The sequence below is a fragment of the Streptomyces sp. NBC_00158 genome, from assembly GCF_045160885.1.
In the GTDB taxonomy this organism is placed as follows: Bacteria; Actinomycetota; Actinomycetes; order Streptomycetales; family Streptomycetaceae; genus Streptomyces.
Genome location: NZ_CP108161.1, coordinates 1,902,237 through 1,928,837, shown reverse-complemented (window position 1 = coordinate 1,928,837; position 26,601 = coordinate 1,902,237). Strand labels below are relative to the sequence as shown.

Below are 26,601 nucleotides of genomic sequence, written 5' to 3'. Positions count from 1 at the left end.
TGTGCTGCCTCCCGCCTTCCAGTGGTGCCCGATCTTGACCTGTGCGCCACTAGGAGAACGGACAGAACCCCCCACGGAGCACACCTTGACCAGCAGCACTGCGCAGGCACCGGCGCCCGGCGGCGGCGGACGCGCGTCCCAGCCCGACCACCTCGGGCACGTCATCTTCATCACCGCGGCCGCCGCGATGGGCGGATTCCTCTTCGGCTACGACAGCTCCGTCATCAACGGCGCCGTCGTCGCCATCCGCGAACGCTTCGACATCGGTTCGGGCGCGCTCGCCCAGGTGATCGCCGCCGCGCTGATCGGCTGCGCGCTCGGCGCCGCCACCGCCGGCCGCCTCGCCGACCGGATCGGCCGCATCCGCTGCATGCAGATCGCCGCCGTGCTCTTCACGGCGAGCGCCATCGGCTCGGCCCTCCCGTTCGCGCTCTGGGACCTCGCCGTGTGGCGCGTCATCGGCGGCTTCGGCATCGGCATGGCCTCCGTCATCGGCCCCGCCTACATCGCCGAGGTGTCGCCGCCCGCCTACCGGGGCCGGCTGGCCTCCTTCCAGCAGGCCGCCATCGTCATCGGCATCGCCATCTCGCAGCTGGTCAACTGGGGCATCCTGAACCTCGCCGACGGCGACCAGCGCGGGAAGGTCGGCGGGCTGGAGGCCTGGCAGTGGATGCTCGGCGTGATGGTCGTCCCGGCCGTGCTCTACGGGCTGATGTCCTTCGTCATCCCCGAGTCGCCCCGCTTCCTCATCTCCGCCGGGCGCACCGAGGAGGCCCGCAAGGTGCTGGCCGAGGTCGAGGGGAGCACGGTCGACCTGGACGGCCGCGTCGCCGAGATCGAGGCGGCCATGCGCTCCGAGCACAAGTCCACCTTCAAGGACCTGCTCGGCGGCCGCTTCGGCCTGATGCCCATCGTCTGGATCGGCATCGGCCTCTCCGTCTTCCAGCAGCTCGTCGGCATCAACGTGATCTTCTACTACAGCTCCTCGCTGTGGCAGTCCGTCGGCATCGACCCGACCAGCTCGTTCCTGTACTCCTTCACCACGTCGATCATCAACATCATCGGCACGGTGATCGCGATGATCTTCGTGGACCGGATCGGCCGCAAGCCGCTCGCGCTGATCGGCTCGGCGGGCATGGCCGTCTCCCTCGGCCTGTGCGCGTGGGCGTTCTCGTACAAGACCGGCACCGGCGACGACATCTCCATGCCCGACACCCAGGGCACGATCGCGCTGATCGCCGCGCACGCCTTCGTCCTCTTCTTCGCCCTGTCCTGGGGCGTGGTGGTCTGGGTGCTGCTCGGAGAGATGTTCCCCAACCGGATCCGCGCCGCCGCCCTCGGTGTCGCCGCCGCGGCCCAGTGGGTCGCCAACTGGGTCATCACCGTCACCTTCCCGACCCTGTCGGACTGGAACCTGTCCGGCGCGTACGTCATCTACACGGTCTTCGCCCTGCTCTCGATCCCGTTCATCCTCAAGTGGGTGCCGGAGACCAAGGGCAAGGCGTTGGAGGAGATGGGGTAACAAACCCCCGCCACCGCCCCTCTCCTCCGCGGTCCTGCCCCGGCTCAGTCCCTGAGCCGGGGCAGGACCCTTTCGCACAGCAGCTGGAGGCTGCGCCGGCCCTCGTCCAGCGGCATCCCGCCGCACAGCGGGTGCAGTACGAGGTTCCCCGCCTCGCCCGCTGCGCGCGCGTACGCCACCGCCCCGTCCGGGTCGAGGATCCGGTAGACCCCCTCGGCCCTCAGCTCCTCGACCGTGCGGGCGCCGGACCGCACCGCCGAGCGGATGTCCTTGGACTGCCAGGAGGCGTACGTGCCCGCCTCGTGCAGGAAGTGCTTCCCGTACAGCGCCCACGCCCGGTCCGGGTCCTCCGCCACGTGCAGCAGCGGGGTCTCCCGCGCCGGCATCATGCAGAACCCCTCGGTGCCGTACTCCGCGAGCCGCTCCGCGTAGTACGCCTCCAGCTCCGGCAGGTGCGCGCTCGGGAAGAACGGCAGCCCGAGCCGGGCCGCCCGCCGCGCCGCCGCCTTCGAACTCCCGCCCACCAGCAGCATCGGGTGCGGCTGGGTGAACGGCACCGGGGTCACCTTCACGGTGCGGCCCCGGAACTCGAACGGCTCGCCGGTCCAGGCCTTCAGCAGGGTCTCCAGCAGCTCGTCCTGGAGCCTGCCGCGGCGCCCCCACTCCACCCCGTGCTGCTCGTACTCCTCGGGCCGGTAGCCGATGCCGGCCACGGTCACCAGCCGCCCGCCGCCGATGAGGTCCAGGACGGCGATGTCCTCGGCCACCTTCAGCGGGTCGTGCAGCGGGCCGATGATCGCCGAGACGGTGACGGCGATCCGCCGGGTGGCGCCCAGGACGGCTCCGGCGAACGCGAAGGGGGAGGGCAGCCAGTTGTTGTCGGTGCCGTGGTGCTCCTCGGTCTGGATCGTGTCGATCCCGTGCTCGTCGGCGTAGCGGGCCATCTCCACCGCCGCCTGGTAGCGGGCGGCCAGCGTCGCGGGGGTGCCGTCGGGGTCGATCAGGTTGAACCGGGCCACGGTGATGGGCATGGGAAGTCCCCCTTCGCCGGATGCGGACGGTCGGGCGAGGGGGGACGTTAGCTGACGTGGCGTCAGTTGGACAGGGTCCCGGCCGGGACGCGCTCCGCACCGGACTCCGGCGCCACGGGGGCCTGGGTGCGCGGCAGTACGGCGTACAGGGCGGCGGAGACCAGGATGCCGGTCACCCAGCCGAGGCCGTTCTCGCCGATCCAGGTGGAGGCGAGCGGTCCGCTGAACCAGTCCACCTTGGTGAACAGCAGGCCCGCCACCAGGGCCGCGCCCCAGGCCGTCATGGCCTGCCAGGCGAAACCGCCCCGGTACCAGTAGGCGCTGCCCGGCGTGGTGTCCAGCAGCGCGGCACCGTCGTAGGAGGGGCGGCGCAGCATGTCCACGCCGAACACGCCGATCCACGCCGAGAAGGCCACGGCCAGCAGGGTGAGGAAGGAGATGAACGAGCCGAAGAAGCTGGTCGCCACCACCATCAGCAGGAAGCCGAAGACCAGGCTGATGACGGCGTTCACGCTGACCGCCCAGGCGCGCGGCACCTTGATGCCCAGGGTCTGCGCGGTGAACCCGGCCGAGTACATCGACATCGAGTTGATCAGCAGCATCCCGATCAGGGCGATCAGCAGGTAGGGCACCGCGATCCAGGTCGGCAGCAGCTCGCCGATGAAGGAGACGGGGTCCTGTGCGCTCGCCAGGTCCGGCGTGCCGACGGCCATCACCGCGCCCATCAGCACCATCGGCAGGACCACCACGCCCGCGCCGCCGATCGTCGCGCCGACCATCCCCTTGGCGGAGGCGGTGCGCGGCAGGTAGCGGGTGAAGTCCGGACCGGACGGCACCCAGCTGATGCCGCCCGCCGCGATGGTGCCGATGCCCGCGACCATCATCGCCGTGGAGCCGGCCGGCTTGGCGAAGACGGCCGACCAGTCGGTGGTGAAGAGGAGGTAGCCGAGGACGAGCACGCTGAAGCCGCCGAAGAGGTACGTCGACCACTTCGAGCAGGCCCGCAGCGCGTTGATGCCCAGCCCCGAGACCACGAAGGTGCAGCCCACGAAGAACAGCAGGGTGACCACGATGAGCGCGGTGTTGCTCTTCACGCCGAAGAGCAGGTCCAGGACGGTCAGCACGGCGTAGGCGCCGCTGACCGCGTTGATGGTCTCCCAGCCCCAGCGCGCCACCCAGATCAGGGCGCCGGGGAAGAGGTTGCCGCGCTGGCCGAACACGGCGCGCGAGAGCGCCATGCCCGGCGCGCCGCCGCGCTTTCCGGCGACGGAGATCAGGCCGACGATCCCGTACGAGACGACGGGCGCGGCGAGCGCGACGACCAGCACCTGCCAGATGTTGAGCTTGTTGAAGATCACCAGGCCCGCGCCCATGGTGAGCAGCAGCACGCTGATGTTCGCGGCGACCCAGGTCGGGACCAGCTCGCGGACCCGGCCGGTGCGCTCGGCGTCCGGTACGGGCTCCAGCCCGCGGGTCTCGGCTGCGGTCTTGCCGGTGGCCTGGGCTGCTGCGGTTCCGGCGGCGGTTCCGGCTGCGGTCTCGGCCGGTATGGCGCCGGTGGCGGGCTCGGCGGGCATGCGGTTGCTCCGTGGGGCGTGCGAGGGCGGGAAGTCGTCCATCATCGTAGATTTGCGCCGAATTGCACAAATGGGGGCTTAGGGTCCGGTACGGGTGCCGAGGTCCGGGCTCCGGGGCGGCCGTGGCCGATACTGGGAGGGTTATGGAAATCCTCATCCTTGCTGTAGTCATCGCCCTGGTCGCGGTCGGCGCGATCAGCGGGCTCGTGGTCAGCAGCCGCAAGAAGAAGCAGCTGCCCCCCACGGCGCCGCCGAGCACGCCGACCATCACTGCCCCGCCCGCCGAACCGCAGGTGGGGGAGGACTCCGCACCGACGGCCGAAGAGCCGCGCCGGACCATCGAGGAGGTCGTGCTCCCCGAGGCCGGGACCGCGGCCCCCGAGGCCGAGGCGCCCGTCGCCGAGCCGGAGGCCCCGGCCGCGCCCGAGATCGAGGTGCCCGAGCCGACCGCCGGCCGCCTGGTCCGGCTGCGCGCGCGGCTCGCCCGTTCGCAGAACTCGCTCGGCAAGGGGCTGCTCACGCTGCTCTCGCGCGAGCACCTCGACGAGGACACCTGGGAGGAGATCGAGGAGACCCTCCTCATCGCCGACGTCGGTGTCGCGCCGACGCAGGAACTGGTGGAGCGGCTCCGCGAGCGGGTCAAGGTGCTCGGCACCCGCACCCCCGCCGAGCTGCGCACCCTGCTGAAGGAGGAGCTGCTGACCCTGGTCGGCACCGACTTCGACCGCACCGTGAAGACCGAGAGCGGCACTGACACCCCGGGCGTCGTGATGGTCGTCGGCGTCAACGGCACCGGCAAGACCACCACCACCGGCAAGCTCGCCCGGGTGCTCGTCGCCGACGGCCGCAGCGTGGTGCTCGGCGCCGCCGACACCTTCCGCGCCGCCGCCGCCGACCAGCTCCAGACCTGGGGCGAGCGCGTCGGCGCCCGTACCGTCCGCGGCCCCGAGGGCGGCGACCCGGCCTCCATCGCCTACGACGCGGTCAAGGAGGGCATCGCCGAGGGCGCCGACGTGGTGCTCATCGACACCGCCGGCCGGCTCCACACCAAGACCGGCCTCATGGACGAGCTCGGCAAGGTCAAGCGCGTCGTGGAGAAGCACGGCCCGCTGGACGAGATCCTGCTGGTCCTGGACGCCACCACCGGCCAGAACGGCCTGACCCAGGCGCGCGTCTTCGCCGAGGTCGTGGACATCACCGGCATCGTGCTCACCAAGCTCGACGGCACCGCCAAGGGCGGCATCGTCGTCGCCGTCCAGCGCGAGCTGGGCGTCCCGGTCAAGCTCGTCGGCCTCGGCGAGGGCCCGGACGACCTGGCCCCCTTCGAGCCGGAGGCGTTCGTGGACGCCCTCATCGGCGACTGAGGCATCCGAGCCTCGCCGGAGCACCTGCGCAGACCAGTGCCCCCGTGTCCGTCCAGGACCCGGGGGCACTGCCGTGGACGGGGGCCGTCAGCGGCGGAAGCGGTGACAGGTGTAGGCCAGGGTGCCGAGCAGCAGCCGGGCCTGCGGGGGGCCGCCCGCACTGTCCAGCGCGGGCCCGCGCAGCCACGCGGCCGGGCCCAGGCCCGCGTGGTCGCAGGGCGGGGCGGTCAGGAAGGCGCCGTGGCCCAGGGCGCGCAGGTCGAGGTCGGCGTCGTCCCAGCCCATCCGGTACAGCAGCTCGGGCAGCTCGGCGGCGGCGCCCGGGGCGACGAAGAACTGCGCCCGGCCGTCCGGGGTGGCCGTCACGGGCCCCAGCGGCAGGCCCATCCGCTCCAGCCGGACCAGGGCGCGCCGGCCGGCCTCGGCGGAGACCTCGATGACGTCGAAGGAGCGGCCGACCGGGAGCAGGATCGCCGAGCCCGGGTACTCGCCCCAGATCTCGGAGACCTCGTCCAGAGTGGCGCCCCCCGGGACGGTCGGAGCGAAGTCCAGCGGGTGCGCCCCCGGCGCACCGCAGTTCGTATGACCGCAAGAGCAGTCGCGGCCCGGACCCGCGGCGCGGGCGCCGGGGACCGCGTCCCAGCCCCAGAGCCCGGTGTACTCCGCCACCGTCGTGCACTCCGAGGTCCGTCCGCGGCGCCGGACGCCGGAACGGAACTCCTTGGTGCCGCGGCTGCCGCCGATCGTGAAGCCCATGCCCATGCCCCCTCCAACGGGTCGGACGCGCCGGTGGTTACGACGTCGGCGAGACCTGTCGGAGGCCGGGTGCGGCGCGCCGTCCACCGGAGCCGCCCGGCGCACTCCTCGCCGCGCGCGCCCCGAGCGCACTCCCGTCCAACCACTGCTGTTTCGCCTTGGTGTCAAGTGAATCGCGCCTGGCCGGTGGCGAGTTCATTCGAAGGGGTGGCGAATGGTGGCGTTTCTGGAATCGACCTCGCCGACGGGGTGATCGTAGGATTACTTTCGGTGCACGAACCTGGACGGCGGACCCCAACCGTGGGTATGCCGGAGGCAATCGGTGGAGGACCTGTGAAGGTCCCTGGCGGAGTCGGCCGCCACGGCCAGGGTTCCGTGTGAAGAGGCGATGCGGATGGGGGCGTTCCAGTGAGCGGCAACGGCGCAAGCGGAACGAGCGGCGAATCCGCTGTCCGGAACGAACAGCTGACCTCGTGGTTCGTCCGCAGCGGCTGGTCCAAGGGCGAACTCGCCCGCCAGGTCAACCGCCGCGCGCGCCAGATGGGCGCCCACCACATCAGCACCGACACCTCCCGCGTGCGCCGCTGGCTCGACGGAGAACAGCCCCGCGAACCCGTCCCGCGGATCCTCTCGGAGCTCTTCTCCGAACGCTTCGGCTCCGTCGTCGCCATCGAACAGCTCGGCCTGCGCACCGCCCACCAGACCCCCTCCGTCTCCGGCGTCGACCTGCCCTGGGCCGGCCCGCAGACCGTGGAACTGCTCAGCGAGTTCTCCCGCAGCGACCTGATGCTCGCCCGCCGGGGCTTCCTCGGGACCTCCCTCGCGCTCTCCGCCGGCCCCGCCCTCATCGAGCCCATGCAGCGCTGGCTCGTCCCCTCCCCGGCCGCCGACCTCGGACCCCGCCCCGAGGCCGGGCCCCCGGGCGCGCTCGGCGGACACCGGCCGCCCCGGCTCTCCGAGCCGGAACTCGACCTCCTCGAAGCCACCACCGTGATGTTCCGCCAGTGGGACGCCCAGTGCGGCGGCGGACTGCGCCGCAAGGCCGTCGTCGGACAGCTCCACGAGGTCACCGACCTGCTCCAGGAGAGCCACCCGGCCCCCGTCATGAAGCGGCTGTTCAAGGTCGCCGCCGAACTCGCCGAACTCGCCGGCTGGATGAGCTACGACATCGGCCTGCACCCCACCGCGCAGAAGTACTTCGTCCTCGCGCTGCACGCCGCGAAGGAAGCCGGTGACAAGCCGCTGGGCTCGTACATCCTCTCCGGCATGAGCCGCCAGATGATCCACCTGGGACGCCCCGAGGACGCCCTGGAACTCATCCACCTCGCCCAGTACGGCAGCCGCGACTGCGCCGGACCGCGCACCCAGGCCATGCTGTACGCGATGGAGGCCCGCGCCTACGCCAACATGGGCCAGCCCAGCCGCTGCAAGCGGGCCGTGCGGATGGCCGAGGACACCTTCTCCGACGTCGGCTTCGACTCCGAGCCCGAACCCGACTGGATCCGGTTCTTCTCCGAGGCCGAGCTCAACGGCGAGAACTCGCACTCCTACCGAGACCTCGCCTACGTCGCGGGCCGCAGCCCCACCTACGCCTCCCTCGCCGAACCGGTCATGGAGCGGGCCGTGGAACTCTTCGCCAAGGACGAGGAGCACCAGCGCTCGTACGCCCTGAACCTCGTCGGCATGGCCACCGTCCACCTGCTCCAGCGCGAGCCGGAACAGGCCACCGTCCTCGTCGACCAAGCCCTCGACGTGGCGAGAAAGGTACGGTCCGAACGGGTGAACACCCGGCTCCGCAAGACCGTCGACACCGCTGCACGTGAATACGGGGACGTCGCCGAGGTGGTCCGGCTGACCGACCTCCTCGCCTCCCGGCTGCCCGAGGCCGCCGAGGCCGTCTGAGCCGCCCCGCGGCCCGGGCGCACGCCTGACGTGCGCCCCACCCCCGCCTGACCCTCACATGACCCGGACCGGACCCGTACCTCACCGGTTCATGGAGGCGTAACACGCCCGACCTCTTCGTCATCGGAGCGAAACACCCAGCGGCGCCGCCGGAAACCGTCCTGCGCGAATCTCAGGGCCAATAACCGGCCAGACCTTACGCCGCCGCTCAGGTTTCCCACGATCGCCCGCACGCGAACGTACCGACGACGAGGAGACGCCGATGGCATCAGCCATCACGACCCTCGCAGCAGACGCCCCGACCCTGTCTGCCGCGAACACCGGGTTCATGCTCATCTGCTCCGCCCTGGTCATGCTGATGACCCCGGGACTCGCCTTCTTCTACGGAGGCATGGTCCGCGTCAAGAGCAGCCTCAACATGCTGATGATGAGCTTCATCAGCCTCGGGATCGTCACGATCCTCTGGGTCCTCTACGGCTTCAGCCTCGCCTTCGGCACCGACTCCGGCTCCCTGATCGGCTGGAACTCCGACTACGTCGGCCTCAGCGGCATCGGCCTCACCGAGCTGTGGGACGGCTACACCATCCCCGTCTACGTCTTCGCCGTCTTCCAGCTGATGTTCGCCGTCATCACCCCCGCCCTGATCAGCGGCGCCCTCGCCGACCGCGTCAAGTTCAGCGCCTGGGTGCTCTTCACCGCCCTGTGGGTCACCGTCGTCTACTTCCCCGTCGCCCACTGGGTGTGGGGCGCTGGCGGCTGGCTCTTCGAGCTCGGCGTCATCGACTTCGCCGGCGGCACCGCCGTCCACATCAACGCGGGCGCCGCCGCCCTCGGCGTCATCCTCGTCATCGGCAAGCGCGTCGGCTTCAAGAAGGACCCGATGCGCCCGCACAGCCTCCCCCTGGTCATGCTCGGCGCGGGCCTGCTGTGGTTCGGCTGGTTCGGCTTCAACGCCGGCTCCTGGCTCGGCAACGACGACGGCATCGGCGCCGTCATGTTCGTGAACACCCAGGTCGCCACCGCCGCCGCCATGCTCGCCTGGCTCGGCTACGAGAAGCTGCGCCACGGCTCCTTCACCACCCTCGGAGCCGCCTCCGGCGCCGTCGCCGGCCTCGTCGCCATCACCCCCGCCGGCGGCTCCGTCAGCCCGCTCGGCGCGATCGCCGTCGGCGCCATCGCCGGCGTGCTGTGCGCCATGGCCGTCGGCCTCAAGTACAAGTTCGGCTACGACGACTCCCTCGACGTGGTCGGCGTCCACCTCGTCGGCGGCATCGCCGGCTCCCTTCTCGTAGGCCTCTTCGCCACCGGCGGCGTCCAGTCCGAGGCCAAGGGCCTCTTCTACGGCGGCGGCCTCGAACAGCTCGGCAAGCAGGCCGTCGGAGTCTTCTCCGTCCTCGCCTACTCCCTCGTGGCATCCGCGATCATGGCCTTCCTCCTCGACAAGACCATCGGGATGCGGGTCGCGGAGGACGTCGAGGTCTCCGGCATCGACCAGGTCGAGCACGCCGAGACCGCCTACGACTTCAGCGGCGCCGGCGGCGGGATCTCCTCCCGCACCACCGCCGCACCCGCACCCGCCGCCGCGAGCAAGAAGGTCGACGCATGAAGCTGATCACCGCCATCGTCAAGCCCTACAAGCTGGACGAGATCAAGGAAGCCCTCCACGCCTTCGGAGTCCAGGGCCTCACCGTCTCCGAGGCCAGCGGGTACGGCCGCCAGCGCGGCCACACCGAGGTCTACCGCGGCGCCGAGTACACCGTGGACCTCGTACCGAAGATCCGCATCGAGGTGCTCGTCGAGGACGAGGAGGCCGAAGAGCTCATCTCCGTCATCGTCAGCGCCGCCCGGACCGAGAAGATCGGCGACGGCAAGGTGTGGAGCGTCCCCGTGGACTCGGTCGTCCGGGTCCGCACCGGCGAGCGCGGCGCCGACGCGCTGTAGGGAGCCCCGGGTGACGAGCGCCGAAGAGACCACGAAGGACGACCCGGCCGGCTCCGGACCCGGCGGCTACGCCGAGGCCCGGCTGCGACTCCTCCAGGAGGAGTCGCGGTCCGGGCCCGCCCGGCGTTCCGCCCTGTCCGGGCTGACCGACCAATGGCTGGACGCACAGTTCGCGCGGGCCGTGCGGGAGACCGGCGTACGCGGCGCCGCCCTCGTCGCCGTCGGCGGCTACGGACGCGCCGACCTCTCCCCGCGCAGCGACCTCGACCTGCTGCTCCTCCACGACGGCAAGGCCCGCCCCGCCGACCTGTCGGCCCTCGCCGACCGCCTCTGGTACCCCGTGTGGGACCTCGGCCTGGCCCTCGACCACTCGGTGCGCACCCCCGCCGAGGCCCGCAAGACCGCAGCCGAGGACCTCAAGGCCCACCTCGGACTGCTCGACGCGCGGCTCGTCTCCGGCGACGCCGGACTCCTCGCCGGACTGCGCACCTCGGTGCTCGCCGACTGGCGCAACCAGGCCCCCAGGCGCCTCCCGCAGCTGCACGCCCTGTGCCGGGAGCGGGCCGAGCGGGCCGGGGAGCTGCGCTTCCTGCTGGAACCCGACCTCAAGGAGGCGCGCGGCGGGCTCCGCGACGCCACCGTCCTGCGGGCCGTCGCCGCGTCCTGGCTCGCCGACGCCCCGCGCGAGGGACTCGACGGTGCCCGGCGGCGGCTGCTGGACGCGCGCGACGCCCTGCACCTGGTCACCGGCCGGGCCACCGACCGGCTCTCGCTCCAGGAACAGCCCCAGGTCGCCGCCCGGCTGGGACTGCTCGACGCCGACGCGCTGCTGCGCGAGGTGTACGAGGCCGCGCGGGTGGTCGCGTACGCCGGCGACGTCACCTGGCGGGAGGTCGGGCGGGTGCTGCGCGCCCGGGCCGCCCGGCCGAGGCTGCGCGGGCTCCTCGGGACCCGGAGCACGGCCGCCCCCGAGCGGGCACCGCTGGCCGAGGGCGTGGTCGAGTCCGACGGGGAGGCGGTGCTCGCGCTCGCCGCCCGGCCCGACCGGGACCCTGTCCTGCCCCTGCGCTTCGGCGCCGCCGCCGCGCAGGCCGGCCTGCCCGTCTCGCTGCACGCCGTACGCCGTCTCGCCGCACAGGCCCGGCCGCTGCCCGTGCCGTGGCCGGCGGAGGCCCGGGAGCAGCTGCTGACCCTGCTCGGCGCGGGCGAGCCGATGGTCGGGGTGTGGGAGGCGCTGGAGGCCGAGGGCCTGATCGGCAGGCTGCTGCCCGACTGGGAGCGGGTGCGCTGCCGCCCCCAGCACAACCCCGTCCACACCTGGACGGTGGACCGGCACCTCATCGAGACGGCCGTACGGGCCTCGGCGCTGACCCGCCGGGTGGGCCGGCCCGACCTGCTGCTGATGGCGGCCCTGCTGCACGACATCGGCAAGGGCTGGCCCGGCGACCACTCCGTCGTCGGCGAGACCATCGCCCGGGACATGGCCGTACGGGTGGGCTTCGACGCCGAGGACACCGCCGTACTGGGCACCCTCGTACGCCACCACCTGCTGCTGGTGGACACCGCGACCCGCCGGGACCTGGACGACCCGGCGACCGTGCGGGCCGTCGCCGACGCCGTCGGCTCCCCCTCCACCCTGGAGATCCTGCACGCCCTGACCGAGGCCGACGCCCTGGCCACCGGCCCGGCCGCCTGGAGCACCTGGCGGGGCTCCCTGGTCGCCGACCTGGTGGGACGGGTCGCCGCCGCGCTGCGCGGCTCCCCGCCCGCCGCCACCGAACCGGAGATCCCGACCACCGAACAGGAACGCCTGTCGGTCGAGGCGCTGCGCACGGGCGAACCGGTGGTCGCGCTGCACGCGCGGGATGAGGAGGAGGACGACGCCGTCGGGGTGGAGCTGGTCGTCGCCGTACCGGACCAGCCCGGGGTGCTCCCGGCCGTGTCCGGGGTGCTGGCGCTGCACCGGCTGACCGTACGGGCCGCCGACCTGCGCTTCCTGGAGCTCGCGGAGCCGTCGGGGGAGGTGCTCGTGCTGCGCTGGCGGGTGGCGGCGGAGTTCGGGGCACTGCCGCAGGCGGCCCGGCTGCGGACGGACCTGGTGCGGGCGCTGGACGGCTCCCTGGACGTCCCGGCGAAGCTCGCCGCCCGCGAGGCGGCGTACCCGCGGCGGCGGGGCGTGGTCCCGCCGCCGCCCCGGGTCACGGTGGTCCCGGAGGTCTCCTCCCTGGCCACCGTCCTGGAGGTGCGGGCCCCCGACGCGGTGGGACTGCTGCACCGGATCGGGCGCGCCCTGGAAGCGGCGGGCGTCCGGGTCCGCAGCGCGCACGTCTCCACCCTGGGGGCGAACGCGGTGGACACGGTCTACGTCGTCGATCCGGACGGCAAACCCCTCCCGCCACCGGAGGCCGCCGCCGTGGCCGCCCGGGTCGAGCGGGCCTTGGCGTAGCCGCTGCGGGGGCCGGGGTCCCCTGCCCGCCCTTCCACCGTTCCCAGGGGCTCCGACCCTGACCCCGTTGCGCTCAAACGCCGTGCGGGCTGGAAATTCGCTGCGCGAATTCCAGCCCCGCCGGCGTTTGAGGCGCGGGGGTGCGGGGGCGGAGCCCCCGCAAGGGGTCCGGGGCGCAGCCCCGGGGAACGGGCGAAGGGCGGGTAGGGGACCTCGCCCCGCCGCAGCGGGACCGGCGCAGCCGCCGGCGGGGACCGGCTCCGCGCAGCGGGACCACAGCCCCGCCCCCGGGAGGGGGAACGGGCGGATACCCTGGGGGGCGACCATCACGCCCCCGACCCGAGGAATCGCGACCACCGTGTTCGATACGCTTTCCGACCGCCTCAGCGCGACCTTCAAGTCCCTCCGGGGCAAAGGCCGCCTCTCCGAGCAGGACATCGACGCTGCGGCGCGGGAAATCCGTATCGCCCTCCTCGAGGCCGACGTCGCCCTCCCCGTCGTCCGCTCCTTCATCGCGAACGTCAAGGAGCGGGCCCGCGGCGAGGAGGTCAGCAAGGCGCTGAACCCCGGCCAGCAGGTCCTGAAGATCGTCAACGACGAGCTGGTCTCCATCCTCGGCGGCGAGACCCGCCGGCTGCGCTTCGCCAAGACCGCGCCCACCGTGATCATGCTGGCCGGTCTCCAGGGTGCCGGTAAGACCACCCTCGCCGGAAAGCTCGGCTTCTGGCTGAAGGGGCAGGGCCACACCCCGCTCCTCGTCGCCTGCGACCTCCAGCGCCCCAACGCCGTCAACCAGCTCAGCGTGGTCGCCGACCGCGCGGGCGTCGCGGTCTACGCGCCCCAGCCCGGCAACGGCGTCGGCGACCCGGTCCAGGTGGCCAAGGACTCCGTCGAGTACGCCCGTGCCAAGCAGCACGACATCGTCATCGTCGACACCGCCGGCCGCCTCGGCATCGACCAGGAGCTGATGCAGCAGGCCGCGGACATCCGCGACGCGGTCAGCCCCGACGAGATCCTCTTCGTCGTCGACGCCATGATCGGCCAGGACGCGGTCAACACCGCCGAGGCCTTCCGCGACGGCGTCGGCTTCGACGGCGTGGTGCTCTCCAAGCTCGACGGCGACGCCCGCGGTGGTGCCGCGCTCTCCATCGCGCACGTCACCGGCAAGCAGATCATGTTCGCCTCGAACGGCGAGAAGCTCGACGACTTCGACGCCTTCCATCCCGACCGCATGGCGGGCCGGATCCTCGACATGGGTGACATGCTCACCCTCATCGAGCAGGCCGAGAAGACCTTCTCGCAGGCCGAGGCCGAGAAGATGGCGGCCAAGCTCGCCAAGGGTCCCAAGGAGTTCACGCTCGACGACTTCCTGGCCCAGATGGAGCAGGTCCGCAAGATGGGCTCCATCTCCAAGCTCCTCGGCATGCTGCCGGGCATGGGCCAGATCAAGGACCAGATCAACAACATCGACGAGCGCGACGTGGACCGCACCGCCGCGATCATCAAGTCGATGACCCCGGCCGAGCGCCAGGACCCGCACATCATCAACGGCTCGCGCCGCGCCCGTATCGCCAAGGGTTCCGGTGTCGAGGTCAGCGCCGTGAAGTCGCTCGTGGAGCGGTTCTTCGAGGCCCGCAAGATGATGTCCCGCATGGCCCAGGGCGGCGGCATGCCCGGCATGCCCGGCATCCCGGGCATGGGCGGCGGCCCCGGCCGGCAGAAGAAGCAGGTCAAGCAGGCCAAGGGCAAGCGCAAGAGCGGCAACCCGATGAAGCGCAAGGAAGAGGAGGCCGCGGCCGCGGCCCGCCGCGAGCAGGGCGCGCAGCCCGACGCTCCGGCCGCGGGCGGCAACCCGTTCGGTCTCCCCGCCGGCGGCGGCCAGCCGGGTCAGGACTTCGACCTGCCGGACGAGTTCAAGAAGTTCATGAAGTAGCGGGTGGGGAAGCCACCGCGGAAGGGCCCCGGGCGCGTCGTGCGCCCGGGGCCCTTCCGTATCTGCGGGGGCAGCGGGTTGATTTGTCGCATATCGTCGGCCGGAAGGACGGCAAGACGGCAAGACGGCAACAAGGCAAAACGGCATGACGGCATGACGGCATAAGGAGGCGCCCACGTGCCCAGCCCCACCCCCGTACCGCCGCGCGACCGCGCAGACACCCCCTGGCGCTCGGAGGGGGCCCCGCCCGCCCCGCCCGCCAAGCGGAAGCTGCCCGGCGGGGGCTGGCGCGGACTGGTCCTCGCCGCCCTGATCGTCTTCCTGCTGACCAACCTCGTGCTGTCCTTCTTCAACGAGGGCGACGAGCCGACGATCTCCTACACGGAGTTCAGCAAGCAGGTCTCCGACGGCAACGTCTCCAAGATCTACTCCAAGGGCGACGCCATCCAGGGCCAGCTCAAGACCAAGCAGCCCGTCCCCGGCGGCAAGGGCGACTACACCAAGTTCGTCACCCAGCGCCCCGCCTTCGCCGACGACCAGCTGTGGTCCAGCCTCACCGGCAAGGGCGTCACCGTCACCGCCTCCCCGGTGGTCGAACAGCGCAGCTTCCTGGCCAACCTGCTGATCTCCCTCGCCCCGATGCTGCTCCTCGTCGGCCTGTGGCTGCTCATCGCCCGCCGGATGGGCTCGGCCATGGGCGGAATGGGCGCGCTCGGCCGCAAGGGCCCGCCCAAGCCCGTGGAACTGGAGGCGGGCGCCCCGCGCACCACCTTCGACGACGTCGCCGGCATCGACGAGGTCGAGGGCGAGCTGAACGACGTCGTCGACTTCCTCAAGAACCCCCAGCAGTACCGCGACATGGGCGCCCGGATGCCCGGCGGCGTCCTGCTGGCCGGTCCGCCCGGCACCGGCAAGACCCTGCTCGCGCGCGCCGTCGCCGGCGAGGCCGGGGTGCCGTTCTTCTCCGCCTCCGCCTCCGAGTTCATCGAGATGATCGTCGGCGTCGGCGCCTCCAGGGTCCGCGAGCTCTTCGCCGAGGCCCGCAAGGTCGCCCCCGCGATCGTTTTCATCGACGAGATCGACACCATCGGCCGGGTGCGCGGCGGCGGCGCGGGCATGGGCGGCCACGACGAGCGCGAGCAGACCCTCAACCAGATCCTCACCGAGATGGACGGCTTCTCCGGCTCCGAGGGCGTCGTCGTCCTCGCCGCCACCAACCGGGCCGACGTCCTCGACCCCGCCCTGACCCGCCCCGGCCGCTTCGACCGCACGGTCGTGGTCTCCCCGCCCGACCGGGACGGCCGCGAGGCCATCCTGCGCATCCACACCCGCGACATCCCGCTCGCCGCCGGCGTCGACCTCGCCCAGATGGCCCGCACCACCCCCGGCATGACCGGCGCCGAACTCGCCAACCTCGCCAACGAGGCCGCGCTGCTCGCCGTCAAGCGCAAGCAGCGCCAGGTCACCCAGGCGGACCTCTCCGACGCCCTGGAGAAGGTCCAGCTCGGCGCGGAACGCCCCCTGGTGATGCCCCTGGAGGAGCGCCGCCGCACCGCCTACCACGAGAGCGGCCACGCCCTGCTGGGCATGCTCCAGCCGGGCGCCGACCCCGTACGCAAGATCACCATCGTGCCCCGCGGCCGGGCGCTCGGCGTCACCCTCTCCACCCCCGACGCGGACCGGTACGCGTACACGGAGGAGTACCTCCGGGGCCGCATCATCGGCGCGCTCGGCGGCATGGCGGCCGAGCAGACCGTCTACGACGTGATCACCACCGGCGCCGAGAACGACCTCGAACAGGTCACCAACATCGTCCGCGGCATGGTCGCCCGCTGGGGCATGAGCGAACGCGTCGGCAAGCTCACGGCCGTCCCCTCCGACGGGCAGGGCCCGTACGGGCTGGCCGCCGCCCCCGCCACCCTCGACGCCGTGGACCACGAGATGCGGCGGATCGTCGACGAGTGCTACGAGGAGGCCTGCCGCCTGCTGCGCGAGCACAGGCCGAAGCTCGACGCCCTGGCCGAGGCCCTCCTGGAGGCCGAGACCCTGGACGAGCAGGCGGCGTACGCGGCGGCCGGCATCCCCCGCCTCGCGAAATAGTCCACCCGGTTACGCCACCCGGGCGACGACGTACCGGAAGATGTTCGGCAGCCAGACGGCGCCGTCGGCCCGCTCGTACGGGTGAAGCGCCTCCGACAGCTCCTTCTCCGCCTGGGCGGGATCCGCCGCGGCGGAGTACAGCCCCGTCGACAGCAGGCCCCGTACCGCGCTGTCCACGTCCGCGTACCCGAACGGGCAGAACACCCGCCCCGACCCGTCCGGCACCAGTCCCGCCCGCGCCGCCAGCGCGTCCAGGTCCAGGGCCGCCGGGCCGCCGCCCAGCACCGCCGGCACCGTGCAGCGCTCCGGCGGACCCCAGCCGGCCAGCACCACCGCGCCGCCCCGCCGGACCGCCGGCAGGGCCGCGGCCAGGGCGCCCGGGGAGGGCGCGAAGGCGAGCAGCACGTCGTAGGGGCGCGCCGCCGGCACCGGGGGAGCGGCCACCACCTCCAGCAGCCGTTCGCGGGCCAGCGCCCGGCGGGCCGGATCCGCCTCCACGCCGGTGGCGGCGGCACCCCGCCCGCCGGCCAGCAGCAGGGCCAGCCCGGCCCCGCAGTCGAGGCCCAGCAGCCGGTCGCCCGGCCCGATCTCCAGCCGGTCGTAGACCGCTTCGTACAGCGGTACCAGCATCCGTTCCTGGATCTCCGCCCAGTCCCGGGCGACGAGCGTCGCCGTCGGCGTCGGTGTCATCGAAAGAGCGCTCCTGATTCCGTCTCGCCCCCTTGCCCCCGTTGCCAGGGAACTCCCCATTCGCCCCCGCGTCCAGAGGAGCGCGCCACCCGATTCACGCTCGACCCGCCCGGCGCCGTACCATTCGCGCCATGGCAAAGGCACCCGTTCTCACCCCGCAGGCGGAGGATTTCCCCCGCTGGTACCAGGATCTGATCAACAAGGCCGAACTGGCCGACAACGGTCCGGTCCGCGGCACCATGGTCATCCGCCCGTACGGCTACGGCCTGTGGGAGCGGATGCAGCAGGAGATGGACGCCCGCATCAAGGACGCCGGCGCCCAGAACGCGTACTTCCCGCTGTTCATCCCGCAGTCGTACCTGACGAAGGAAGCCGAACACGTCGAGGGCTTCGCCCCCGAGCTCGCGGTCGTCACGCACGGCGGCGGCAAGGAGCTGGAGGAGCCGGTCGTCGTCCGGCCCACCTCCGAGACGATCATCAACGACTACTTCTCCAAGTGGGTCCAGAGCTACCGGGACCTGCCGCTGCTGATCAACCAGTGGGCCAACGTGGTCCGCTGGGAGATGCGCCCCCGCGTGTTCCTCCGTACGAGCGAGTTCCTCTGGCAGGAGGGCCACACCGCCCACGCCACGTACGAGGACGCCCGCGACTACGCGGCCCGCATCCACCGCGACGTCTACGGCGACTTCATGACGAACGTGCTCGGCATCGACGTCGTGCTCGGCCGCAAGACCGCCAAGGAGCGCTTCGCCGGCGCCATCAACACCCTCACCCTCGAGGGCATGATGGGCGACGGCAAGGCCCTGCAGATGGGCACGAGCCACGAGCTCGGCACCAACTTCGCCAAGGCCTTCAACACCCAGTACCTGTCGAAGGAGGGCCAGCAGGAGCTGGTCTGGCAGACCTCGTGGGGCGTCTCGACCCGCATGGTCGGCGGTCTGATCATGTCCCACGGCGACGACAACGGCCTGCGGGTGCCGCCGCGCCTGGCCAACGTCCAGGTCGTCGTCATGGCGATCAAGGGCGACGAGGCCGTGGCGAAGGTCCGCGAGCTGGGCGACCGGCTCAAGGCCGCGGGCATCCGCGTGCACGTCGACGACCGCGTCGACACCCCCTTCGGCCGCCGTGCGGTGGACTGGGAGCTCAAGGGCGTACCGGTCCGCATCGAGATCGGCCCCCGGGACCTGGAGGCCGGCACCGCGATGCTGGCCCGCCGCATCCCGGGCGGGAAGACCCCGGTGCAGATCGACGCCCTCGCCGACCTGCTGCCCAAGGTCCTCGACGAGGACCAGGCGCAGCTGCTGCGCGAGTCCCGCGAGCGCCGCGAGGCCCGTACGACCGACGTCGCCACCATCGAGGAGGCCGCCGAGGCCGCCATCGCGGGCGGCTGGGCGCGCATCCCGTGGGCCGACCTGGGCCCCGAGGGCGAGGCCAAGCTGGGCGAGCAGGCCGTCTCGGTGCGCTGCCTGGTGGCCGAGGACGGGTCGGTCCCGGTGGCCGACGACGCCCCCGGTACGCTCGCGATCGTCGCGCGCTCCTACTGATTTCCCCCGGCGCCCCTGGCGTGCGGCTTCGGCCGCGCGCCGGGGGCGTCGGTGTCGATAGCCCTCGTTACGTACCGACTCCTCCTGGGATATGCGCACCCGTCCTCGTCGGGACGCATCAGTGTGAACTGACTGGTACGTGCAAAAAATTTGGAATGGCCCGGAATCGGAACACCGGGGCACCCCGGCTCGTTGTCACGACGTGAGCACGACACCACCTGTTCTCGCCGCAGAGCTGGCGCAGGCGTGGGCCGACATTCAGCGGTACCACCCCGAGCTGCCTGACCTTGCCGCGCCCGAGTCCCTGATCGGAGAGTCCTCGTCCGCCTGCGGCGCCGAGCTCTCCTTCGAGCGACTGCTGCACGAGGCAGTCCACGGCATCGCCGCCGCCCGCGGAGTACGTGACACCTCGCGCGCCGGCCGCTACCACAACCGCAGATTCCTCGCGATCGCCGAGGAGATGGGGCTGGACCACTCCGAGGAGCCGCACGCCAGCAGCGGGTTCTCCCTGGTCACCCTGAATGCCGAGGCCAAGAAGCGCTACCGCCCCACCATCGAGCGGCTCCAGCGCGCCCTCAAGGCGCATACGGCGGCCACCGCGGCCGACACCAAGCGCAGCTTCCGCGGTCCGGCCGCCCGGCACGGCTCCTCGGGCGGCGGCGTACGGGTCAAGGCGGTCTGCGACTGCGGGCGCAACGTCCGGGTGGTCCCCTCCGTGCTGGCGCAGGCGCCGATCGTCTGCGGCGGCTGCATGAAGCCCTTCCGGATCCCCGAGGTCGCCACCGCGGCCGCCTCCTGAGCGCGGCCGCCGGGCGCGCGGCCGCGCCCGCCGGTGCGGCGGCCCGCGCCGCGACCTGTGGTGCGGGCCGCCGGGGCGGTCCCTCCCGCTCGGAGGCACCGCAGGCGTGTGGCACAATGGGCAGCTGTACTCGACAGCCGCATAGGACCCCTCTCTCCTCCGGCTGACGCGTCCATCGGGCACCCGAGTACCGCAACCCCACGTGGCATCTCAAGTGCCCAACCACGTCAAGTTCAGGAGACACCACTCCAGTGGCAGTCAAGATCAAGCTCAAGCGCCTCGGTAAGATCCGCTCCCCGCACTACCGCATCGTCGTCGCCGACGCTCGCACCCGCCGGGACGGTCGCGCGATCGAGGAGATCGGCATCTACCAGCCGACCTACAACCCCTCGCGCATCGAGGTCAACGCCGAGCGCGCGCAGTACTGGCTGTCTGTGGGCGCCCAGCCCACCGAGGCCGTTCTCGCCATCCTCAAGCTGACCGGTGACTGGCAGGCGCACAAGGGCCTCCCGGCCCCGGCGCCGCTGCTGCAGCCGGCGACGAAGGAAGACAAGCGTCGCTCCTTCGACGAGTTCGCCAAGGCCCTCGAGGGCATCGGCGAGGGCAAGGGCGAGGCCATCACGCAGAAGAAGAAGGCCGACAAGAAGGCGGACGAGGCTGAGGCCGCCGCCGAGTCGACCGAGGCCTGAGCATGCTCGAGGAGGCTCTTGAGCACCTCGTAAAGGGCATTGTGGACAACCCCGACGACGTGCAGGTCGCCTCGCGCAACCTGCGCCGCGGGCAGGTGCTGGAGGTCCGGGTGCACCCCGACGACCTCGGCAAGGTGATCGGCCGCAACGGCCGCACCGCTCGTGCCCTGCGTACCGTCGTGGGCGCCATCGGCGGCCGGGGGATCCGCGTCGACCTCGTCGACGTGGACCAGGTCCGCTGAGCAGTTGAACACCGGCACGGGCCGGGGAGGGCATACGTGCCCGCCCCGGCCCGTTGTCGTCTGAACAGGAGATACAGGTGGAGCTGGTAGTCGCGCGGATCGGCCGCGCCCACGGGATCAAGGGTGAGGTCGCCGTCGAGGTGCGCACCGACGAGCCGGAGCTGCGGCTCTCGCCCGGCGCCGTGCTGCGGACCGAGCCGGCGTCGGCGGGTCCGCTGACCATCGAGGCGGGCCGGGTGCACAGCAGCCGGCTGCTGCTCCGCTTCGAGGGGGTCAAGGACCGCACCGCCGCCGAGGCGCTGCGCAACACCCTCCTGATCGCGGACGTCGATCCCGCGGAGCTGCCCGAGGAGGAGGACGAGTACTACGACCACCAGCTCATGGACCTGGACGTCGTACTCGAGGACGGCACGGAGATCGGCCGGATCACCGAGATCTCCCACCTGCCCTCGCAGGACCTCTTCATCGTCGAGCGCCCCGACGGCACCGAGGTCATGATCCCCTTCGTCGAGGAGATCGTCGCCGAGATCGACCTGGAGGAGCAGCGCTGCGTCATCACCCCGCCGCCCGGGCTGATCGACGACCGCGCCGAGATCGCCTCCGCCCGTGACGCCGAAGCCGCCGCCGGGGCCGGCGGGGCCGAGGACTCCGAGCCGGCCGGGAAGTCCGGGGACGAAGCCTGATGCGGCTCGACGTCGTCACGATCTTCCCCGAGTACCTGGAGCCCCTGAACGTCTCCCTCGTCGGCAAGGCGCGGGCGCGCGGGCAGCTCGACGTACACGTGCACGACCTGCGGGAATGGACGTACGACCGGCACAACACCGTCGACGACACCCCGTACGGCGGCGGTCCCGGCATGGTCATGAAGACCGACCCCTGGGGCGACGCCCTGGACTCGGCGCTGGCCGACGGCTACGAGTCCGGCGCGCACGGCCCGGTCATCGTCGTGCCCACGCCCAGCGGCCGGCCCTTCACCCAGGAACTGGCCGTGGAGCTCTCCGAGCGGCCCTGGCTGATCTTCACCCCGGCCCGGTACGAAGGCATCGACCGCCGCGTCATGGACGAGTACGCGACGCGGATGCCGGTCTACGAGGTCTCCATCGGCGACTACGTCCTCGCGGGCGGGGAGGCGGCCGTGCTGGTCGTCACCGAGGCCGTGGCCCGGCTGCTGCCCGGCGTGCTCGGCAACGCCGAATCGCACCGGGACGACTCCTTCGCCCCCGGCGAGATGGCCAACCTGCTCGAAGGCCCCGTCTACACCAAGCCCCCGCAGTGGCGCGGCCGCGGCATCCCCGAGGTGCTGCTCAGCGGCCACCACGGGAAGATCGCCCGCTGGCGCCGGGACGAGGCCTTCCGCCGGACCGCGCAGAACCGCCCCGACCTGATCGAGCGCTGCGAGGCCTCCGCCTTCGACAAGAAGGACCGCGAGATCCTCAGCATCCTGGGCTGGAAGCCGTCCGGGGACGGCCGATTTTGGCGCAGGCCGCAGGCCGTGGAAGAATAGGCGGCTGCTGTGTGCTTCCGTACGCTCCTGCCACAGGGGGATCGCCGTACGGGGAGTGGCACGGCTCCCGAATTCTCTACGGAAACCCGCACCGGCGACCTGTGGCGTCGTGCGAAGAAAGCAGACGAACAACATGTCTCACCTGCTCGATGGCGTCAACGCCGCCTCCCTGCGCTCGGACGTCCCGGCCTTCCGCCCCGGTGACACGATCAACGTGCACGTCCGCGTGATCGAGGGCAACCGCTCCCGTATCCAGCAGTTCAAGGGCGTTGTCATCCGTCGCCAGGGCTCTGGCGTCTCCGAGACCTTCACCGTTCGCAAGGTCTCCTTCAGCGTCGGCGTGGAGCGTACCTTCCCGGTCCACTCCCCGATCTTCGAGAAGATCGAGCTCGTCACCCGCGGTGACGTGCGTCGCGCCAAGCTGTACTTCCTCCGTGAGCTCCGCGGCAAGGCCGCGAAGATCAAGGAGAAGCGCGACCGCTGATCTCCTCTCCGGGTCCCGGGGACGGGCGGATAGGCTCGCACCCGATGGACACCGAAGCAGAGCTCACACAGCGCGGCCACTCCTCCCCCGAACAGGGGGAGGGGCGGCCGCGTTCTGCTTTTTCCGGAGCCGTTTCCGGGGCCCTTTCCGGGGCCTGGCCGTCCGGCTCCTGGCGGCGGGCCGGGCTGATCGGCGCGGTCTGCGCGGTCTTCCTGCTGCTCCTGGCCAACTTCGTGGTCCAGCCCTTCCAGATCCCGAGCCGCTCCATGGAGCCGACGCTGCAGGTGGGGGACCGGGTCCTGGTCAACAAGCTGGCGTACCGTTTCGGCGCCGAGCCCCGGCGGGGGGACGTGGTGGTCTTCGACGGCGCCGGCTCCTTCGTGCAGGAGCCCGTCGACGGCAACCCGGTGGCCGACGCCGTGCACGGCGCGCTCTCCGCGCTCGGGCTCGCGGAGCCCTCCGACACCGATTTCGTGAAGCGGGTCGTGGGCGTCGGCGGGGACGACGTGGTGTGCTGCGACCAGGGCGGCCGGATCGCGGTCAACGGAGTCCCGCTGGAAGAGCCCTACCTGTACGCCGGAGACTCCGCCTCGAAGGTGCCCTTCCGGATCGTCGTTCCACTGGGGACCCTGTGGGTCATGGGCGACCACCGCTCCCAGTCCCGTGACTCCCGGGACCACCTGGGGGAGCCGGGCGGGGGGATGGTGCCGGTGGAGAAGGTGATCGGGCGGGCCGACTGGCTCGGCTGGCCGGTGTCGCGCTGGGGTTCGGTGCCCGGGGCGCCGGCCGGAGAAGGCCCGCATGGGTAGCCGCGGGCGGCCGCGGGGCGCGGGGCGCCCGGAGCCGGGGCGGCGCGGCGATGCGCAGCGGCCCGGGCGGAGCCCGCGGCCGGAGCCGCGACCCGAGCCCGTGTCCGAACCCGTTGAGGCGGCCGCGGCGGAGCCGGCGGGCGCGGAGGCCGAGGGCGCGGAGCCCGTGGAGCCCGGGGGGAGGGCCGAACGCCGTCGGCTGGCGCGCAAGGTCCGCCGGCGCAGGCGTACCCGAAGGGTGGGCGAGTTGCCGCTGCTGGTGGCGGTCGCGCTGTGCATAGCCCTGGTGCTCAAGACCTTCCTGGTGCAGGCCTTCTTCATCCCCTCCGGCTCCATGGAGCAGACGATCCGGATCGGGGACCGGGTGCTGGTGGACAAGCTGACCCCGTGGTTCGGCTCCAAGGTCCAGCGGGGCGACGTCGTCGTGTTCAAGGACCCGGGCGGCTGGCTCAAGGGGGAGGCCGCGAGGTCCGAACCGGACCCGGCGGGCGTCAAGCAGATCAAGCAGGCCCTGACCTTCATCGGCCTGCTGCCCTCGGCGGACGAACAGGACCTGATCAAGCGGGTCATCGGCGTCGGCGGGGACACGGTGAAGTGCTGCGACGCCCGGGGCCGCGTGACCGTCAACGGAACGCCGCTCGATGAGCCTTACGTGTCACCCGGCAACGCCCCTTCCGAAATCCGATTCGAGGTGCGCGTACCGGCCGGTCGGATCTTCGTGATGGGCGACCACCGCGCCAATTCGGCCGATTCGCGTTACCACCTCGACGAGGCCTTCGAGGGGACCATCGACGAGAAGGGCGTGGTAGGGCAGGCCGTGGTGATCGCCTGGCCCTTCGACCACTGGCGCGGACTCGACCAGCCGGCGACCTTCCTGCAGGTGCCGGATCCCGTACGGGGCGGCAGGCGGCGCGGGCCCCGTCGGCGCCGTGGGGGCACACCGTTCGCATAGTGTGGCCCTGGTCTCCCGCGCCTTAGGGAACTCCCGCTCGTTAGGGGAGGGGAGGGCCCGTTCCTGTTCCGGTACGGGCAGCGGTTTTCCGAGTGAGGAGTGGATGTGGGGGACGTGGCGGTAGGCGCACGATCCGGACGCGATGAGGGCGAGGAGCGGCCGGACGACGCCGTCGGGCACGAGACCGTGGAGGAGGGTGACGAGGCGGAGAAGCCGCAGCGCTCCTTCTGGAAGGAGCTCCCGCTCCTCATCGGTATCGCCCTGCTGCTGGCCCTGCTGATCAAGACCTTCCTGGTGCAGGCGTTCTCGATCCCGTCCGACTCGATGCAGAACACCCTGCAGCGCGGTGACCGGGTGCTCGTGGACAAGCTGACCCCGTGGTTCGGCTCGGAGCCCGAGCGCGGCGAGGTCGTGGTCTTCCACGACCCGGCGAACTGGCTGGCCGGGGAGCCCACCCCGGAGCCCAACATCGCGCAGACGATCCTCAGCAAGATCGGCCTGATGCCGTCCGCCGACGAGAAGGACCTGATCAAGCGGACCATCGCCATCGGCGGGGACACCGTGGAGTGCAAGAAGGGCGGCCCGGTCGTAGTCAACGGCAAGGCGCTGGACGAGCCGTACATCTTCCCCGGCAACAGTGCCTGCGACGACTTCCCCTTCGGCCCGATCACCGTGCCCAAGGGCAAGATCTGGGTGATGGGCGACCACCGCCAGAACTCCCAGGACTCCCGCTACCACCAGCAGGACTCCACCCAGGGCTTCGTCCCGGTCAAGGAAGTCGTCGGGCGGGCCGTGGTGGTGGCCTGGCCCATCACCCGCTGGTCCACGCTCCCCGTGCCGGACACCTTCGACCAGCCGGGCATCGGCAAGCAGCCCCCGGCGCCGCTGCACTCGCCGCAGGCGAGCGGGGCGGGCACGGCGGGTGTCACCCCGGCCGCGCTGGGGCTCGTCGGAGCCGTTCCCCTGGTCATGTGGCGCAGGCGGAGGCTGACCAAGGGGCGTACCGCCCGGTAGGGTGCCGCCCAGGTCGACGATCTCCGAAGCATGGGGGCGCTGCAATGGGCGGAACGCAGGCAATACGCGCGCGCAAGGACGGCCGCGGCGGCCTCGGCAACACGTTGTCGGGGATCGCCGTGGCCGTCGGCTTTGTGCTCTTCCTCGGCGGCTTCGTCTGGGGCGCCCTGGTGTACCAGCCGTACACGGTGCCGACGGACTCGATGGTGCCGACGGTGCGGCCGGGTGACCGGGTGCTGGCGCAGCGGATCGACGGCGGCGAGGTGCGGCGCGGTGACGTGGTCGTCTTCACGGACACCGTGTGGAGCAACGCGCCCATGGTCAAGCGGGTCGTGGCCGTCGGAGGCGACACCGTCTCCTGCTGCGGCCAGGGCGGCCGGCTGACCGTGAACGGCGAGCCGCTGGACGAGCCGTACCTGGACCGGGAGGGCGACAGCGCGGCGGCGGCCGCGGGCACGAAGCAGTTCGAGGTGAAGGTCCCCGAGGGCAACCTCTTCCTGATGGGCGACCGCCGCGGAGCCTCGCTGGACTCCCGCTCGCACCTGGAGGACGCCGGCCAGGGGACCGTGCCCCGGTCGGCGGTCTCCGCCCGGGTCGACGCCCTCGCGTGGCCGTCCGTGGAGATGCTGGAGCGGCCGCGGGTGTTCGCCGCCCTGCCCGGCGGGATCTCCGCCCCCGGGCCGCTGCGGCTCCAGGTGACGGCGGTGCTGGCCGGCGGGGTGCTGGTGCTGCTGGGCGGCGCGTACGGGCCGCTGGTGCGGCTCCTGGGCCGCGGGCGCGGCAGGGAGGGCACCGGTGGCCGCTGAGCGGGCGGGGGCGCCCCGGAAGGTCTCGCGGGTGGTCCTGCTCGACCCCGAGGACCGGATCCTGCTGCTGCACGGCTTCGAGCCGGACGATCCCGCCGACGACTGGTGGTTCACCCCCGGCGGGGGCCTGGAGGGCGCCGAGAGCCGGGAGCAGGCCGCGCTGCGGGAACTCGCCGAGGAGACCGGGATCACACAGGTGGAACTGGGGCCGGTCCTGTGGCACCGGTACTGCTCCTTCCCGTTCGACGGCAGGCGCTGGGAGCAGGACGAGTGGTACTTCCTGGCACGTACCGCCCAGACCGACACCGAGATGGGCGGCCTCACCGAGCTGGAGCGGCGCAGCGTCACGGGGGCCAGGTGGTGGACCTCCGAGGAACTTCTCGCGGCCCGTGAGACGGTGTACCCGACCAGACTGGCCGAGCTGCTCCGGACGCTGCTCGACGACGGTCCTCCGGGCGCTCCGGTGGTCCTCGCCCCGGAAATCGTTTAGGGGCGT

General features: G+C 72.1%; 24 protein-coding genes. 20 read left to right on the top strand and 4 right to left on the bottom strand.

Annotation, left to right across the window (positions count from 1 at the left end):
• The first annotated feature begins 85 nt into the window (after nt 1-85).
• A complete protein-coding gene (locus OG553_RS08485; protein ID WP_405978409.1) occupies nt 86-1,522 on the top strand; it encodes a sugar porter family MFS transporter in 1,437 nt (478 codons plus the stop codon).
• A 44-nt stretch (nt 1,523-1,566) separates the two neighbouring features.
• Here OG553_RS08485 and OG553_RS08480 read toward each other — a convergent pair whose 3' ends face one another.
• Both OG553_RS08480 and OG553_RS08475 read right to left on the bottom strand, forming a co-directional pair.
• Nucleotides 1,567-2,553 carry an LLM class flavin-dependent oxidoreductase gene (locus OG553_RS08480; protein WP_405978408.1) on the bottom strand — a complete coding sequence of 329 codons (987 nt, stop codon included), beginning with the start codon at nt 2,551-2,553 and terminating at the stop codon, nt 1,567-1,569.
• A gap of 62 nt (nt 2,554-2,615) precedes the next feature.
• Entirely contained in the window at nt 2,616-4,130 is a 1,515-nt protein-coding gene (locus OG553_RS08475) for a cytosine permease (RefSeq protein WP_405978407.1), read from the bottom strand.
• 143 nt (nt 4,131-4,273) lie between these two features.
• Here OG553_RS08475 and ftsY point away from each other — a divergent pair, with 143 nt between their 5' ends.
• Nucleotides 4,274-5,494: a signal recognition particle-docking protein FtsY gene (gene ftsY / locus OG553_RS08470; protein WP_405978406.1), complete on the top strand. Its 1,221-nt coding sequence runs from the start codon at nt 4,274-4,276 to the stop codon at nt 5,492-5,494.
• Nucleotides 5,495-5,581: 87 nt separating this feature from the next.
• Here ftsY and OG553_RS08465 read toward each other — a convergent pair whose 3' ends face one another.
• Nucleotides 5,582-6,250, bottom strand: a complete 669-nt coding sequence (locus tag OG553_RS08465) for a bifunctional DNA primase/polymerase (protein ID WP_405978405.1) — start codon at nt 6,248-6,250, stop codon at nt 5,582-5,584.
• A 408-nt stretch (nt 6,251-6,658) separates the two neighbouring features.
• On the opposite strand from OG553_RS08465, the gene OG553_RS08460 reads away from it, so the two are divergent.
• From OG553_RS08460 to ftsH, 6 genes are all read left to right on the top strand, one after another.
• Nucleotides 6,659-8,152, top strand: coding sequence for a hypothetical protein (locus OG553_RS08460; RefSeq protein ID WP_405978404.1), 1,494 nt, complete (start codon nt 6,659-6,661; stop codon nt 8,150-8,152).
• A 262-nt stretch (nt 8,153-8,414) separates the two neighbouring features.
• Nucleotides 8,415-9,758, top strand: a complete 1,344-nt coding sequence (locus OG553_RS08455; RefSeq protein ID WP_405978403.1) for an ammonium transporter — start codon at nt 8,415-8,417, stop codon at nt 9,756-9,758.
• Complete coding sequence (locus OG553_RS08450; RefSeq protein WP_361610247.1) at nt 9,755-10,093, top strand: P-II family nitrogen regulator; 339 nt, start codon at nt 9,755-9,757, stop codon at nt 10,091-10,093. The genes OG553_RS08455 and OG553_RS08450 overlap by 4 nt, the downstream gene beginning before the upstream one ends.
• A 10-nt stretch (nt 10,094-10,103) precedes the next feature.
• Complete coding sequence (locus tag OG553_RS08445) at nt 10,104-12,539, top strand: [protein-PII] uridylyltransferase (RefSeq protein ID WP_405978402.1); 2,436 nt, start codon at nt 10,104-10,106, stop codon at nt 12,537-12,539.
• Nucleotides 12,540-12,897: 358 nt separating this feature from the next.
• The gene (gene ffh / locus OG553_RS08440; protein WP_405978401.1) at nt 12,898-14,472 is read left to right on the top strand and encodes a signal recognition particle protein; all 1,575 of its coding nucleotides are present in this window, start codon (nt 12,898-12,900) and stop codon (nt 14,470-14,472) included.
• Between the two features lie 177 nt (nt 14,473-14,649).
• Nucleotides 14,650-16,572: an ATP-dependent zinc metalloprotease FtsH gene (gene ftsH / locus OG553_RS08435; RefSeq protein WP_405978400.1), complete on the top strand. Its 1,923-nt coding sequence runs from the start codon at nt 14,650-14,652 to the stop codon at nt 16,570-16,572.
• 9 nt (nt 16,573-16,581) lie between these two features.
• Here ftsH and OG553_RS08430 read toward each other — a convergent pair whose 3' ends face one another.
• Complete coding sequence (locus OG553_RS08430; RefSeq protein WP_405978399.1) at nt 16,582-17,262, bottom strand: methyltransferase type 11; 681 nt, start codon at nt 17,260-17,262, stop codon at nt 16,582-16,584.
• A gap of 131 nt (nt 17,263-17,393) precedes the next feature.
• On the opposite strand from OG553_RS08430, the gene proS reads away from it, so the two are divergent.
• From proS to OG553_RS08370, 12 genes are all read left to right on the top strand, one after another.
• Nucleotides 17,394-18,806, top strand: a complete 1,413-nt coding sequence (gene proS, locus OG553_RS08425) for a proline--tRNA ligase (protein ID WP_405978398.1) — start codon at nt 17,394-17,396, stop codon at nt 18,804-18,806.
• Nucleotides 18,807-19,008: 202 nt separating this feature from the next.
• Nucleotides 19,009-19,605 carry a hypothetical protein gene (locus tag OG553_RS08420; protein WP_405978397.1) on the top strand — a complete coding sequence of 199 codons (597 nt, stop codon included), beginning with the start codon at nt 19,009-19,011 and terminating at the stop codon, nt 19,603-19,605.
• Nucleotides 19,606-19,856: 251 nt separating this feature from the next.
• Nucleotides 19,857-20,294, top strand: a complete 438-nt coding sequence (gene rpsP, locus OG553_RS08415; protein WP_125817063.1) for a 30S ribosomal protein S16 — start codon at nt 19,857-19,859, stop codon at nt 20,292-20,294.
• Between the two features lie 2 nt (nt 20,295-20,296).
• The gene (locus tag OG553_RS08410) at nt 20,297-20,536 is read left to right on the top strand and encodes an RNA-binding protein (protein WP_007266827.1); all 240 of its coding nucleotides are present in this window, start codon (nt 20,297-20,299) and stop codon (nt 20,534-20,536) included.
• A gap of 77 nt (nt 20,537-20,613) precedes the next feature.
• Nucleotides 20,614-21,219 carry a ribosome maturation factor RimM gene (rimM, locus tag OG553_RS08405; RefSeq protein WP_405978396.1) on the top strand — a complete coding sequence of 202 codons (606 nt, stop codon included), beginning with the start codon at nt 20,614-20,616 and terminating at the stop codon, nt 21,217-21,219.
• Nucleotides 21,219-22,040, top strand: a complete 822-nt coding sequence (trmD, locus tag OG553_RS08400; RefSeq protein ID WP_405978395.1) for a tRNA (guanosine(37)-N1)-methyltransferase TrmD — start codon at nt 21,219-21,221, stop codon at nt 22,038-22,040. The genes rimM and trmD overlap by 1 nt, the downstream gene beginning before the upstream one ends.
• Nucleotides 22,041-22,173: 133 nt before the next feature.
• Nucleotides 22,174-22,524 carry a 50S ribosomal protein L19 gene (gene rplS / locus OG553_RS08395; RefSeq protein ID WP_007266830.1) on the top strand — a complete coding sequence of 117 codons (351 nt, stop codon included), beginning with the start codon at nt 22,174-22,176 and terminating at the stop codon, nt 22,522-22,524.
• A gap of 44 nt (nt 22,525-22,568) precedes the next feature.
• A complete protein-coding gene (gene lepB / locus OG553_RS08390; RefSeq protein WP_405978394.1) occupies nt 22,569-23,333 on the top strand; it encodes a signal peptidase I in 765 nt (254 codons plus the stop codon).
• A gap of 100 nt (nt 23,334-23,433) precedes the next feature.
• A complete protein-coding gene (gene lepB / locus OG553_RS08385) occupies nt 23,434-24,285 on the top strand; it encodes a signal peptidase I (RefSeq protein ID WP_405978393.1) in 852 nt (283 codons plus the stop codon).
• A 114-nt stretch (nt 24,286-24,399) separates the two neighbouring features.
• Entirely contained in the window at nt 24,400-25,299 is a 900-nt protein-coding gene (gene lepB, locus OG553_RS08380; RefSeq protein WP_405978392.1) for a signal peptidase I, read from the top strand.
• A 44-nt stretch (nt 25,300-25,343) separates the two neighbouring features.
• The gene (gene lepB, locus OG553_RS08375; RefSeq protein WP_405978391.1) at nt 25,344-26,105 is read left to right on the top strand and encodes a signal peptidase I; all 762 of its coding nucleotides are present in this window, start codon (nt 25,344-25,346) and stop codon (nt 26,103-26,105) included.
• Nucleotides 26,095-26,595, top strand: a complete 501-nt coding sequence (locus OG553_RS08370; RefSeq protein ID WP_405978390.1) for an NUDIX hydrolase — start codon at nt 26,095-26,097, stop codon at nt 26,593-26,595. Before lepB (OG553_RS08375) ends, OG553_RS08370 begins: the two co-directional genes overlap by 11 nt.
• Nucleotides 26,596-26,601 lie beyond the last annotated feature (6 nt).